Origin of the sequence: uncultured Campylobacter sp. (genome assembly GCF_937980635.1) — a bacterium.
In the GTDB taxonomy this organism is placed as follows: Bacteria; Campylobacterota; Campylobacteria; order Campylobacterales; family Campylobacteraceae; genus Campylobacter_B.
Map to the genome: position 1 here is coordinate 24,818 of NZ_CALJPG010000010.1, position 13,177 is coordinate 37,994.

Annotated in this window: 15 protein-coding genes and 1 tRNA gene; 9 read left to right on the plus strand and 7 right to left on the minus strand. The window is 49.2% G+C overall.

All coding sequences use genetic code 11. The annotated features are described in order from the left end of the window. Positions 1 to 2 precede the first annotated feature (2 nt). The 6 genes from rplR (at position 3) to Q0460_RS02245 (ending at position 5,787) form a co-directional block, all read left to right on the plus strand. Positions 3 to 359 carry a 50S ribosomal protein L18 gene (gene rplR, locus Q0460_RS02220; protein ID WP_298083066.1) on the plus strand — a complete coding sequence of 119 codons (357 nt, stop codon included), beginning with the start codon at positions 3 to 5 and terminating at the stop codon, positions 357 to 359. A gap of 15 nt (positions 360 to 374) precedes the next feature. Then, positions 375 to 818, plus strand: coding sequence for a 30S ribosomal protein S5 (gene rpsE, locus Q0460_RS02225; protein WP_005868986.1), 444 nt, complete (start codon positions 375 to 377; stop codon positions 816 to 818). Between the two features lie 12 nt (positions 819 to 830). Further along, positions 831 to 1,232 carry a 50S ribosomal protein L15 gene (rplO, locus tag Q0460_RS02230; protein ID WP_299084300.1) on the plus strand — a complete coding sequence of 134 codons (402 nt, stop codon included), beginning with the start codon at positions 831 to 833 and terminating at the stop codon, positions 1,230 to 1,232. Beyond that, the gene (gene secY / locus Q0460_RS02235; protein WP_299084303.1) at positions 1,232 to 2,497 is read left to right on the plus strand and encodes a preprotein translocase subunit SecY; all 1,266 of its coding nucleotides are present in this window, start codon (positions 1,232 to 1,234) and stop codon (positions 2,495 to 2,497) included. The genes rplO and secY overlap by 1 nt, the downstream gene beginning before the upstream one ends. Before the next feature lie 2 nt (positions 2,498 to 2,499). Further along, positions 2,500 to 3,258, plus strand: coding sequence for a type I methionyl aminopeptidase (gene map, locus Q0460_RS02240; RefSeq protein WP_298024846.1), 759 nt, complete (start codon positions 2,500 to 2,502; stop codon positions 3,256 to 3,258). A 489-nt stretch (positions 3,259 to 3,747) separates the two neighbouring features. Then, complete coding sequence (locus Q0460_RS02245) at positions 3,748 to 5,787, plus strand: phosphoethanolamine transferase (RefSeq protein WP_299084307.1); 2,040 nt, start codon at positions 3,748 to 3,750, stop codon at positions 5,785 to 5,787. A 169-nt stretch (positions 5,788 to 5,956) separates the two neighbouring features. On the opposite strand, the gene Q0460_RS02250 is transcribed toward Q0460_RS02245, so the two are convergent. Next, positions 5,957 to 6,673, minus strand: a complete 717-nt coding sequence (locus Q0460_RS02250) for a transcriptional regulator (protein WP_299084310.1) — start codon at positions 6,671 to 6,673, stop codon at positions 5,957 to 5,959. Between the two features lie 141 nt (positions 6,674 to 6,814). Here Q0460_RS02250 and Q0460_RS02255 point away from each other — a divergent pair, with 141 nt between their 5' ends. After that, positions 6,815 to 7,201 (plus strand): RidA family protein, encoded by a 387-nt coding sequence (locus Q0460_RS02255; RefSeq protein ID WP_299084313.1) that lies wholly within the window; start codon positions 6,815 to 6,817, stop codon positions 7,199 to 7,201. A gap of 8 nt (positions 7,202 to 7,209) precedes the next feature. Beyond that, complete coding sequence (locus Q0460_RS02260) at positions 7,210 to 8,295, plus strand: threonine synthase (RefSeq protein ID WP_299084315.1); 1,086 nt, start codon at positions 7,210 to 7,212, stop codon at positions 8,293 to 8,295. Positions 8,296 to 8,702: 407 nt separating this feature from the next. On the opposite strand, the gene Q0460_RS02265 is transcribed toward Q0460_RS02260, so the two are convergent. Both Q0460_RS02265 and Q0460_RS02270 read right to left on the minus strand, forming a co-directional pair. Next, on the minus strand, positions 8,703 to 9,251 hold the full coding sequence (locus tag Q0460_RS02265) for a GrpB family protein (RefSeq protein WP_299084318.1): 549 nt from the start codon (positions 9,249 to 9,251) through the stop codon (positions 8,703 to 8,705). Between the two features lie 35 nt (positions 9,252 to 9,286). Continuing rightward, a tRNA-Ser gene (locus Q0460_RS02270) sits at positions 9,287 to 9,374 on the minus strand. 92 nt (positions 9,375 to 9,466) lie between these two features. Between Q0460_RS02270 and Q0460_RS02275 the strand changes: the two genes are divergently transcribed. After that, positions 9,467 to 9,610, plus strand: coding sequence for a hypothetical protein (locus tag Q0460_RS02275; protein WP_299084320.1), 144 nt, complete (start codon positions 9,467 to 9,469; stop codon positions 9,608 to 9,610). A gap of 583 nt (positions 9,611 to 10,193) precedes the next feature. Here the strand turns inward: Q0460_RS02275 and Q0460_RS02280 are convergent. The 4 genes from Q0460_RS02280 to tkt form a co-directional block, all read right to left on the minus strand. Next, positions 10,194 to 10,550, minus strand: a complete 357-nt coding sequence (locus Q0460_RS02280) for a hypothetical protein (protein ID WP_299084323.1) — start codon at positions 10,548 to 10,550, stop codon at positions 10,194 to 10,196. Next, positions 10,469 to 10,720 carry a hypothetical protein gene (locus tag Q0460_RS02285; protein ID WP_299084325.1) on the minus strand — a complete coding sequence of 84 codons (252 nt, stop codon included), beginning with the start codon at positions 10,718 to 10,720 and terminating at the stop codon, positions 10,469 to 10,471. Before Q0460_RS02285 ends, Q0460_RS02280 begins: the two co-directional genes overlap by 82 nt. A gap of 88 nt (positions 10,721 to 10,808) precedes the next feature. Continuing rightward, on the minus strand, positions 10,809 to 11,219 hold the full coding sequence (locus Q0460_RS02290; protein WP_367178650.1) for a GyrI-like domain-containing protein: 411 nt from the start codon (positions 11,217 to 11,219) through the stop codon (positions 10,809 to 10,811). Between the two features lie 30 nt (positions 11,220 to 11,249). After that, the gene (tkt, locus tag Q0460_RS02295) at positions 11,250 to 13,175 is read right to left on the minus strand and encodes a transketolase (RefSeq protein ID WP_299084330.1); all 1,926 of its coding nucleotides are present in this window, start codon (positions 13,173 to 13,175) and stop codon (positions 11,250 to 11,252) included. Positions 13,176 to 13,177 lie beyond the last annotated feature (2 nt).

The following is a 13,177-nucleotide window of genomic DNA, read 5'->3' on the forward strand; positions in this document are numbered from 1 at the left end:
AAATGACACAGAACGTATTAAAAAGAAAGATCTCTTTACGAATCAAGAGAAAAAGAAGAATTCGCGCTAAAATTTCAGGCGTCGCATCTTGCCCTAGAATTTCTATTTTCAAATCCAATAGGACAGTTTACGCTCAGGCTATCGACGATGTAGCGAGCGTGACTTTGTGCGCCAGCAGCGGTAAGGTTTTAAATTTAAAGGCAAACAAAGAGGGCGCGGCCAGCCTAGCTAAAGATTTAGCTTCCAAGCTAAAGGATAAGGGCATCTCCGAGGCGCTTTTCGATCGCAACGGCTATTTGTATCACGGCGTGATCGCAAGCTTCGCCGAGTCGCTACGCCAAAACGGCATCAAACTATAACCCAAAGGAATGATTGTGGAAAAGTATAATAGAGAAGAATTCGAAGAGGTAATCGTCAATATCGGTAGGGTTACGAAGGTCGTTAAAGGCGGTAGAAGGTTTAGGTTTACGGCTCTTATCGTAGTAGGCAATAGAAACGGCTTAGTAGGCTTTGGCTTTGGTAAGTCCAAAGAGGTTCCCGACGCGATTAAAAAGGCGGTAGATGATGCGTTTAAAAATATCATCAAGGTAAATTTAAACGGCTCTACTATCACTCACGATATTGAAGTTAAATACAATGCGAGCAAAATTTTACTTAAGCCGGCGAGCGAAGGTACTGGCGTTATCGCGGGCGGCTCCGTGCGCCCGGTTTTAGAGCTTGCGGGTGTTAAAGATATCCTTACTAAATCGCTAGGTTCGAACAACTCCTCAAATGTCGTAAGAGCTACAATGAAAGCTCTTAGTATGTTAAAACACTAACAAGGATAAAAGATGGGATTAGAAAATCTTAAAAAAGCCCCAGGCTCGACTCACGCTACTAAGCGCTTGGGTCGCGGTCAAGGAAGCGGCCTGGGTAAAACTGCAGGTCGCGGCGGCAAGGGTCAGACCGCGCGTACCGGCTCTCACGAAAAAAGAGGCTTCGAAGGCGGTCAACAGCCGATTCAGCGAAGGCTTCCAAAGGTAGGTTTTACTTCTAAATTTGAAAAGCCTTACGTGATCAATGTCGATAAAATCGAAGCTATCAAAGATCTTGGCGAGATCACGATCGAAAGCATCAAATCCGTTCATAAAATTTCAAACTCCGTTAAAAAGATCAAGCTGATCGGCGTAGGCGCAAAAGCGCTCGCAAGCAAGATCAAAGACGAGAACGTAAAGTATAGCGGACAAAAATAATGAATAAATCGCTACGCAACAAAATTCTCATTACTTTGGGCTTTCTTTTTGCCTATAGGTTGCTAGCTTACGTGCCGGTTCCGGGAGTGGACGTTGAGGTTATAAAGCAATTTTTTCAAAGCAATAGCAACAACGCTTTTGGAATGTTTAATATGTTTAGCGGTAACGCGGCGGAGCGATTCAGCGTTATCTCGCTAGGCATTATGCCTTATATTACCGCTTCGATCATTATGGAGCTGCTTGCCGCAACCTTTCCAAATTTAGGCAAACTCAAAAAAGAGCGCGACGGTATGCAGAAATATATGCAGATCATCCGATATGCTACAATCGCAATCGCTATGGTTCAATCCATCGGTGTTAGCATCGGCTTGCAGGGCATCCACGGACAAACCGGAGCGCCTGCGATAATGGCCGAAAATACCAACGAGTTTGTTTTCATCTCGTGCATTTCGATGCTGACAGGCACCATGCTTTTGATGTGGATCGGCGAACAAATTACGCAACGCGGCGTCGGTAACGGCACCAGCCTTATTATCTTTGCAGGTATCGTAAGTGCCATCCCTAGAGCGATCGGAAGTACCGTAAATTTAGTAAATACCGGCGAAATGAACGTTTTAAAGCTAATCGCGATCGTGCTAATTATCCTGGCTACTATCGGAGCAATTTTATATGTGGAGCTAGGTGAACGCAGAATTCCGGTATCGTTTTCGCGCAAAGTATTGATGGCGAATCAAAACAAGCGCATTATGAATTACGTGCCGATCAAGCTAAATTTAAGTGGCGTCATTCCGCCTATTTTTGCAAGCGCGATTTTGATGTTTCCGACTACAATTTTACAGGCAAGCACTAATCCGATCATCCAAAAGATCCACGATTTCCTAAGCCCTAGCAATTACTTCTTTAACTTTTTGACCTTTGTGTTGGTTATATTTTTCGCTTATTTTTATGCGTCAATTGCTTTTAATTCCAAGGACATTAGTGAAAATTTAAAGAAGCAGGGTGGATTTATCCCGGGCATTCGTCCGGGCGAGGGAACGGCGAGCTTCTTAAACGAAGTTGCTAGCCGCCTTACATTCTGGGGCTCGATCTATCTGGGCCTCGTAACCGTCATCCCGTGGCTGCTCGTTAAATTTATGGGTGTGCCGTTTTATTTTGGCGGCACCAGCGTGCTGATCGTCGTCTCCGTTGCTCTTGATACGATGAGACGTATCGAAGCGCAGATCTATATGAACAAATATCAGACCCTAAGTGCGGTCGGGCTTTAAAAATGGCAATTTTGCTTAAAACAAAAAAGGATTTAGAGGGGCTGCGTGCAGCGAATAGGATCGTCGCGCAGGCCCTTGATTATGCAGCTTCATTCATAAAGCCGGGTCTTAGCCTGCTCGAAGTTGATAAGAAGATTGACGATTTCATCACCTCTAAGGGTGCGTACCCGGCTTTTAAAGGGCTATACGGCTTTCCAAACGCCGCCTGCCTCTCGTTAAACGAAGTCATCATCCATGGAATCCCAGACGAAACGATCCTGCAAGAGGGCGATATCTTAGGCGTCGATCTAGGCTCGAAACTAAACGGATATTTCGGCGACAGCGCACGCACTCTGCCTGTCGGTAAAATTTCAAAAGCCGACGAAGAGCTTATCGCATGCAGTAAGGATACGCTGGAGTTTGCCATCAAAACGATCAGGGTAGGGATGCACTTCAAAGAGCTAAGCTTCGAGATCGAGAAATTTATCCGCGCGCGTGGCTTCGTGCCGCTATACGGCTTCTGCGGTCACGGCATCGGCAAGCACCCGCACGAAGAGCCTGAGATCCCAAACTATTTGGAGGGCAACAATCCAAAATCGGGCCCCAAAATCAAAAACGGCATGGTCTTTTGCATCGAGCCGATGATCTGCCAAAAGGACGGCACGCCAGTCATCGCCGAGGATAAGTGGAGCACGAGAAGCAAGGACGGACTTCGTACTAGCCACTACGAGCATTGCATGGCGGTTTTCGATGATAAGGTCGAAGTCCTAAGCGTCGCGTAGATTTCGCACAAAAGGCGACTTGGGCTAGTAAATTTTATACTTTTGTCGGCGCGAAATTTTACCTGCGATCGATCTTTGATAATTTTACATAGCTAGCGTCTTGGAATTTTACCTCAGCCGCTTCACGCATAAATTTTATCGGAAAGAAACCTATCGCGCTAGAAATTTTAAAATCTGTCGCGACGGTTCGTAGCCTAGCCGTAAAATTTTAAGGGTTGAGTTTTAGCTCATGCTTTCTGTTTTTAAAGCCTCGTTTTGTAGTTTCGCTCATAGATCCGCTTTCAATTAAAATTTAGCCTCAAAATTCCGCCATCCAATTCCAAACTCTCCGTATCTTTAAAATTTAGCTGTAAAATTTGAAGCGTAAAGACCGCAAGTAAGCAAGCTCAAAGCTTTAAGCGGCTAAGATTGCGCCTTAATTTTTAACAAAATATGTCGCGCTACGCGGAGTGCGCGTTATCATGTCTTTTGAAAGCTAAGGAAAGTGAAATGAGAGAAAAATTTTATGTAGCACTAGCAAATATAGGCGGGCTTATGGCACGGACGAAAGCGGGCGAGCTCGTGGCGCGCTTGCTTATGCAAATCGACCGCGGTTTTTTTGCTACGCTGCGCGAACGTCCCGTATGGAGAGCGTTTTGGCTTAGCACAGCGCTATGCTTGCTCGCGTGCTGGGCTAAGATACATTATCAGATCAATGGGTATCATTTTTCGCATGTATTTAAAGGCTTTTCTGCGGTGCTCATCATAAATTTACTCATCTTTCACCTCTGCTATCTGCTTAGCGGCCGATTTTTTAAGCTCGTTTCATTCGTGTTACTAGCGCTAATTGCGCTAATTGCGAGCGTGGCTTTATTTTTGATCGTAAATTTCGACTCAAGCTTCAACGTCGTGGCGATCGATGCGCTTGTGCATACCGACGCAGCCGAGACGCGCGAGTTCGTTTCGCAGTTTCTTAACCCCGCAACGATTTTATATCTAGCGGCGCTGCTTGGCTGTATCTTTGCAGCTCTAAGAGCAGGGCGGAGAAAGAGGGAGCAAACGCATAGTCGCCTAAGATTGCTACTAGCGGCGCTTTATCTTATCTACGGGGCGATCTTTTGCACGGATATCGCCGTCAAAGCTTCCCAAGGCAAGCAGGGCTATATAACCAAGCTATCGCAATATGTTCCGCTGGAGTTTGCCTTTACGATAAAAGACTATCTGAGCGATAAGAATTTCATTACCGATATGCGCGAAGTGCAGCTAGGATATGACGAGGCCAAGCGCGCGAACGAAAGCGTTTTAAAAGGCGGTGCAAATTCAGATCCGCAAGGCGGCGCCTTGGATTCCGCGTCTGAAAATTCCGCGCCCGCATCAAGCGCTCAGGTGCAAAATTCCGGCGCAAATTTAAATTCTACATCTGCCTCGGGCGCTATGGCGCAGAGCTCAGGCGAGACTTTAAATTCCTCGCCGCAAAGCCCCAGCGCGATTTCAAATTCCAAAAACCCTGAGACCGCTATAAACCCCGCCTCTCAAAAGTCTCGTGTCAAAAATATCGTCCTAATAATCGGCGAGAGCTTGCAACGCGGTCATATGTCGCTCTACGGCTACGGCGTTAAAAATACGCCGCTTTTAGAGAAACTCGAAGCAAGTGGCAACCTGATAAAATTTAGCGATACAATCTCGCCTTACGGCACGACTAATCAGGTACTGATGCGGCTTTTAAATTTCAGCGATTACGAAAGCGAGCGCAAAAGGGCGTGGTTTCGCAACCTTAGCATCATCGATATGTTTAAGCTAAGTGGCTACCGCACCTTTTGGATTAGCAATCAAGAGGCTTTCGGTGCGCATGCGCTAAGTGCCAAAAGCGCTGCCGATCGCGCGGATTCAGAATCCTTCCTCTCAAAGAGCAATCTTTACGAAACCGTTCGCATCAAGCCTGACGGAGTGCTGCTTCCGCTCATAAATCAGGCGAAAGCGGAGCAGAGCGAGCGAAATTTCTACGTGATCCATCTCATCGGCAGCCATATGGATTACAGCCTGCGATATCCCGAGGGATTTGGCAAGTTTAGCGCGGCGGATGTAAAGGCCAAGCTTACTTCCAAGCAGAAAGATGTCGTCGCATATTATGATAACAGCGTGCTTTACAATGATTTTGTCATAAATGAAATTTTTAAAATTTTCTCCGGCGACGACAGCCTCATCGTCTATCTTAGCGATCACGGCGAAAATTTATACGAAAACGGGCGCCTCGGGCACGGCATGGAGAGCCGCTTTACTTACGAAATCCCGCTGATTTTCATAGCCTCGCGTGAGTTTTTGAGCGATCACGCTAAGCTATGGCAGAGGCTAGCTGCGGCGAAAGATAAGCCTTTTATGAGCGATGATTTAGCGCATCTGCTAGCAGATATCATTGGTGTCGCGCCGCTTGAGTTTGACGAGCACAAAAGCCCGATACGAGCGGATTTTAATGCTTCACGCAAGCGAATTGCTAACGGAGTCGATTATGACGAGAAATTAAAAAGCGCGAAGGGCTATGAGCTCGAGTAATAAATGAGTTTTGCTTTTATTGCGCTACAGCCGCATGAACTAGGAATTGACGCATCCCACTTTTGATCGATTCATCAATTCAGATTAAAATTTGCGTCACTTCAATGGCTACGCTGATAAAAAGACGCGCAACGCTTATTAAATTTGAGATCAAATTTATGCACCGCGGTTAGCTCTCCTTCTTTACCTCATCCATATACGAGTAAATCGTGACTTTCTGCGTCCTAAGCGCCTTTGCAACGAGCTCCACCGCGCCTTTTACCTCAAAAATCCCTTTTTGCGCGAGGAATTTTACGATACGCTTTCGATCCTCTTTCTTCATCCCCTCCACATCCAGATCGTGCGTAGCCGATGCGATAAGGTCTTGGACGATGTCAAGGATATTTTGCTGCGAATCGTTAGAGCTTTGCGTTTCTAAATTTATGCCGTCCTTTAAGCTCGCTCCATCTAATGCCGCGCTATTGCAGCTTCCGTCGGTAAAATTTGCGCCCTGCAACTCCTCGCTATCGAGCTTTGCATTCGGCAGCAGATTTTTTATTACTTTGTATGCCGCCATGGCGTTTGAAGTATCGATATTTACGCACAGCGCGCCTACTACTTTGCCGTCTGCGCCGCGGATTAGCGAAGTCGAGGAGCGTATGAGCTTGCCGTTTTGCGCGGTAAAGTAGTAGTTTGCGGTGCAGTCGTTTTCAAAATTTTTGCTTAACAACACGTCCTTTACCAGATGATCGAAGCTTTGACCGATCCTCCTACCCGTTACGTCGCCGAGGACGAAAACGACGGAGTTTTGCGGCGTGCTCATATCGTGGATGACCACCTCGCAATCGCCGATCGTATTTTTAATAAGGTGTGCGGTCGGTATAAAGGTCTGCAAAAGTTGGTTCAATTCGGGCTCCTGAAATTTCATATAAAAAAATCTATAAATTTAGATTAAATTTTAAAATTTTGCAAATTTATAGAAATACTTATATATTTTTAATAAATTTAGAGTAAAATTATATAAAATTTTATATGCAAAGGAGCTTAAATGAAAGAAATTTACCCAAGCGGTTTCGCGCCGAAAAAGGCGCATTATGCGCCGGGTATCTTAGACGACGACGGTACGCTCTACGTCTCGGGGCAGCTAAGCGTGGATCCGCGCACGGGAGCCGCTCCAGAGGGTCTTGCCGCGCAGGCCGCGCAGGCTCTAAGCAACGTCGCGGCAGTGCTGGCCGCCGCGGGCGCGGATAAAAACGACGTGCGGATGTGCCGCGTCTATACGCCCGACGTCGCGAACTGGGACGTGATCGACGAGCAGTACGCGCTGTTTTTCGGCGCGCACAAGCCCGCTCGCGTCGTGGTGCCGACTACGGCTCTACACTTTGGCTGCCTCGTAGAGATCGAGGCCGTCGCAAAAATCAAAGAGAAAAAATAGGAGCGGCAATGAGCGATTTCATCTGCACGAGCTGCGGCAAGCACGCGCCCATCGATACTCTGCACTATAAATGTGACTGCGGCGGGCTGTATAAGCTAAACTCCGACGCGCCTAAATTTAATCCCGCGCTCGTAGATCAGAGCGAGTTTAGCATCTTTAGATACCGCAGGTTTATGGGTATCGACACGGCTAAATTTAGAGAAATTTCGATGGGCGAGGGGCTTACGGCGAGCGTAAAATTCGGCGAAAATCTCTATCTTAAGCTCGATTACGCGATGCCTACGCTTTCGTTCAAAGATCGCGGCGCGGCGGTTTTGGTGCTGCATGCCAAAAATATCGGCGTAAAAAAGGTGCTGCAAGACTCCAGCGGCAACGCAGGCAACGCCGTGGCGGCGTACTGCGCTCGCGCGGGCATCGAGTGTGAAATTTACGTCCCGAAGGGTACGTCGCCTAAAAAGATCGATATGATCAAAAGCCACGGCGCGCACGTCACTGTATTTGACGGCAGTCGCGACGAGACGGCGGACGCGTGCCGCAAAAAGGCCGCACAGGAGCAGATCTATTACGCCAATCACGTTTATAATCCGATCTTTTACGAGGGCACGAAGAGCTACATTTATGAGATCTACGAGCAGCTGGGCAGGGTGCCGCGCAATATCTTCATCCCCGTGGGCAACGGCACGTTGCTGCTGGGCGCTCAAGCGGCGCTAGGCGAGCTATATGAGGGCGGTCTTATCGAGGCGCTGCCGAAAATTTTCATCGTTCAGAGCGAGCGTTGCGCTCCGCTTTTTGACGCCAAAGGTGCGGCGCGCGCAATAGAGCCGCAGCCGACGCTAGCGGAGGGCATCGCGATCGCAAGACCGATGCGCGCAGCTGAAATTCTCGGCTCTAGCTACGCTGGCGAGCGCGAGGTGATCTTGGCGAGCGAGAGCGACATACTGCCTGCCAGAGCGGCTCTTGCGCGTGGCGGATTTTACGTCGAGCACACGACCGCGGCTACCTACGCGGCGTATCTGCGCTACAAAGAAAGCCGCGATCTGCAGGGAGATAGCATCATCCCGCTTTGCGGCGCGGGGCTGAAGAGCGATCATTAAATTTAAGCGTTCGGTGCGGAATTTGCGCGGCTAGCTAGCGGCGAGGAATTTTAAAATTTTGCAGCTTTAAATTTGGCGGATTTATGAGCCGATGTTTTAGCGGGATGTTTAAAATTTGCGGCGCATAAGTTCTAAATTTAAACCCGTACCGAAGTGCGGGGATGAGCCTTAGCTTTGGTGCGATACGGTTATACGGTATTTTATGAGCGACTTCGCTGCTAGCTGGATTTGTAAAATTTTATCTGTCGATAGCTGGACGGCTGCCATATAAATTTAAATCACGATCAAAATTTTATAAAAACTAATCTGCAATGTGCGGCACTATCTATCAGTTTTTGTTTATAAAATTTAGCCATTTTTATCTCTCTTGGCGAGCGGGCTTCTACGCAGAGGATAAATTTGCGCGGTTACTTTGAATTTTCTTTAGCAATGCGCGTAAGCTTAAGCACAAATTCGCTTTTTGCCGCAGTGTAGGCGTCGCGGTCGAACTCGAACCGCTTGCAAAGCTCTAATTTAAGCGCCTCATACCGCTCGGCGATATCCGCATTCGCTCGCAAAAAATCTCTAAAAAATATCTCGTCCGCATCGCCGAAATTTCGCAGATGCACGTGAAAAACGCGTTCGGCAAATCCCGCTTCGCTGTAGCCCTTATTTAGGCTACAGCGGCTCTCGTTTTCGCTCATTAGCAGATAGCCCGCGTCTATCAGGCGCCGTTTGGCGGCAGCTATATCCGAGCACTCGATCAAAATATCTACGATCGGCTTGGCCCAGATACCGCTTACTGCGGTGCTGCCGATATGGTGGATCTTGATCTCGCCATGATCTCGCAGCAGCCCGCGCAGAATTTCGCGCTCCTGCCTAAAATATTCGCTCCAGCGCGGATCGTGCGGCACGAGACGTATCGGAAAGAGCCGCCACAGCTCCTGCAGGCTCATCGAAAGGAGTTTATTGCTCATCTTAACTCCAAAGTATTGGGTGAAATTTGAATGGATGGCGGGTAGATAGGGATTCGAACCCTAGAAGGCTGACGCCTTACGCGCTTTCGAGGCGCGCTCCTTCGACCGCTCGGACATCTACCCGAATGAAAACGTAATTTAAGCCAAAAATGGCTTAATAACAGATTTAAAAATGAAATTCCGCGTAAAATTTCGCCTGATTTTGCGGACGGAGGTTGAAATTTAACGGCGCAAATTTAGATTTCGTTTTAAATCCACGGCTTAAGGTACGACCCGGCGCGGCTTTGGGCATAAAATTTGCTTTCGTGCGCGTAGTTTTGGGCACGGAATTTTACCGCTTTATGGATGAAATTTCATAAAGTAGTAGCGTTTTACGCTCTGTGCGGCTCTTGCGAGCAAGAAATTTTAGCACCTTGCGGGCAAATTTTATCGCAGCGGCGGCAAAAATTACGAGGAGCTATGCGGCACGGGTATGGTTAAGCGGCAAGAAATTTTAGGCTGGACGGTAAGAAATTTCAAAACACCGCGCAACGACGCAGCCCGTATGCAGGACCGAACGGCGAGCCGCTAAATTAACGAGCCAAATTCGGCGAGCAAAAAGCTTGCGAGAGATTTGCCACCGAAAGGTCTGCGCTACGAGCTAAATTTAACGCGGCTTTTCGCGGCGCGAGGATAATTTGAAAATCCGCTCCTCCTTTGCGCGCTTGGTTAGCTTTGCTAGCCTCGGCAATGAAATTTGAACCCAAAATTTCAAAACCTGTTTTCAAAAACCGACATAGGCTTTTGGAAATTTCCCCTTCAGCGCCAGATCGCAAATCTGGATAAGACGTAGATCCACGCGCTCCTCGCCGAAGCTGTTGCGATACACGGCGGTGAGCTTGCAGTGATGCAGCCATTGCCGTACCGCCTCGCTACCGCCTAGCCAGTTCGCGCACGCCGCGGCTACGTAGGTCCTCGGACCCTCCGTCCAAACTCCGAGCCCTGCCTATCTTTGTGCTTGTGAGCGTCCTTCGTAAGTTTTAAAATTTCTAAAATTTCAGCCTTGCAAGGTATCATCTGATCCCCCGTTAGTGCCGTTACCGCACCGATGAGGGCGGAGTATGAGCCCGTCTTTAGCAGCCTTATGATCTCGCTCGCGTCGTTTTTATACGATCGTCTAAGCATCGCAAGCGCGCACTCGGCGCTGGGCGTGACGGCCTCCTGCGGTAGATTGCGCGCTACGATCTTTTCGATCTCGCCCGAGCCGCGGTGAAACTTATCACGCCTAGCGCTTTTAGCATCTCGCTTTTGACCTCCCACGTACGCGCGTCTTTCAGCTCGCGCAAAAATGCGGCGTAAAGCTGCTTGCCAAGTGCAGTAAGAGCGTGCTTGCGTATGAGTTTCTCCCCTCGGATACGCTGCGCCGAGCGTTTGGCGTTTATCATATCGCAAGCCGTTTTGATAAGCTCCTCGTTTGAAATTTGAGCCATTTTCTCCCTTTAGATTGAAATTTTACGCAAAAGCTCATCGTCGCGGCGGCGAAAAATCACTCGCCGTTTATAAATTTCATGCGCCGCCCTACAAAATCGAGATAAAAATTTTGATCTCGTCTCCACCGTAAAACTCAAAATCTGTTCCAAACGTTCTTTTTAGTTCGCCGGCCTCAAAAAAGCTCCAAATTTTGCCCCAAAACTTTGCTACGTTTTGCGGCTCATTTGGAAAGCTAAAAATGGCGTATTTGCCGCTTTTGATCTCCAAGGCTTTGCTACCGCGGGGCGCTTTGGTACCGATAAAGATATCGTAAAGCCCGTCAGCGCCGTTTTCGTAATCATAATAGACGCCGTAAATCTCGCTCTGCCCGTCATAGCACTCTTTCATAAATTTTGCCCACAGCGCGGGAATTTTACCGCTCCCGTCTAGCTCGTCCGCATTTTTTGTGCGGGCTTTTAACCCGTAAATTTTAAATCCGTCTAAATACGAAATTTTGATTTTTTCGCTCAAATTTTACCCTTTCCGCTACTACTCTAAAAGCTCTTTGGCCTGCTTAGCGATCGCTACGTCGGTAAAGCCGAAAAGCTTAAATAGCTCGCTCGCGTTGCCGCTCTCGCCGAAGCTTTGCATGCCGTGTACCGCGTCTGCAAATTTATACCACTCAAGCGCGCTTGCGGCTTCGACGGCTAAAATTTTGGTTTGCGCCTGCAGGATTTGCGCCAGATAGTCAGCGTCCTGCTCGCACAGAAGCTCGAAGCACGGCGCGCTGACGACGTTTGCGCCGATGCCTTGCTCTTGCAGGATCGCCGCCGCTTTTAGGCAGAGCGAGACCTCGCTACCGCTTGCGATGAGCGTGATCCGCGCCTCTTTGCTCTGCCTTAGCAGATACGCGCCGTTTTGCACGTCGCCTAAAACCGCCTTAGGTAGCGGCTCAAGCCCTTGACGTGAGCAGACGAACGCCGCGGGCGCATTCAGAGCAAGTGCCGTTCGCCAGCATTTTACGTTTTCGTTGCCGTCTGCGGGGCGGAAGGTGTAGAAGTCTGGCATCGCGCGGAAGGTGCTAAGCTGCTCGATAGGCTCGTGCGTCGGCCCGTCTTCGCCTACGCCGATACTGTCGTGCGTGAATACGAAGTAGTGTCGCAAACCCATCAGCGCCGCGAGTCGCGCACCCGTTTTGAGATAGTCGCTAAAGATAAAAAACGTCGCGCTAAACGGGATGAAAAGCCCGTATCTCGCAAAGGCGTTGCCGATCGCCGCCATCGCGTGCTCGCGGATGCCGAAGTGTAAATTTTTGCCGCACGGAAAGTCGCCGCCGCCTTTTAGCTCGGTCTTATTCGATGCCGCCAAATCGGCGCTTCCGCCCAAAAAGCCGGGTACTGCGTTTGCGATGGCGTTTAAAATTTTGCCGTTGCTATCGCGGGTGGCGACTTTAAGCCCGCTAAAATCTGGAAATTCTATCTTGCTAAAATCGGGATTCAAAAGCTCGTTTAGAAGCGCTCTTTTTTCATCGCTTAGCTTGCCGAGCTTCTCCTTCCAAAGCCGCTCCTCCAAATCGCCCCTCTCAACCGCGGCGCGCGTCGCAAAAAGCACATCCTCGCTTACGACGAAGCTTTGGGCTGGATCAAAGCCCAGGCTTTGCTTAGCGCGCGCAAGCAGCTCCTCTCCAAGCGGCGCGCCGTGCGTCTTGGCCGTGCCCTCAAGCTCGAGCGCGCCCTTGCCGATCGTGGTGTTTGCGATGATGAGGTAGGGTTTGGTTTTATTTTTGACCTCGTCAAGGACAAATTCTATCTGATCGAAATTATGCCCGTCGATGCGTGCGACCTCAAAGCCTTGGGCTTCAAATCGCACCTTCACGTCCTCAAACCAGGCGATATCGGTGCTACCGTCGATCGTGATGCCGTTAGAATCATAGATTATCGTGAGATTGTCGAGGTTATGTCTGCCTGCAAGCGCGCACGCTTCGTAGCTGATGCCCTCCTGCAGATCGCCGTCGCCGCAGAAGCAATAGACGCGGTGATCGATGATATCGTTTCCTTCCTCGTTGAGCAGATGTGCGGCGTATTTTGCGGCCATCGCAAATCCGACTGCGTTTGCGACGCCTTGTCCGAGCGGTCCGGTAGCGATCTCGACGCCGGGAGTGGTGATCTCCGGGTGGCCCGGGGTTTTGGAGTGCAGGCGCCTGAAGCTTTTGAGATCGTCCATACTCAAATCATATCCGCTAAGATAGAGGTAGCTATACACGAGCGCGCTTGCGTGTCCGCCCGAGAATACGACGCGGTCGCGGTTCAGCCACGCGGGATTTTTGGGGTTGTGGCGGACCTTACTCATAAAGACGCTCATTACGTCGCTTAGCCCCATCGGCGTGCCGGGATGGCCTGAGTTGGCGCTTTGGATCATATCCGCGCTTAGAAATTTGATCGTATTTGAAATTTTACTTAGCTGCTCGCTCGACATTT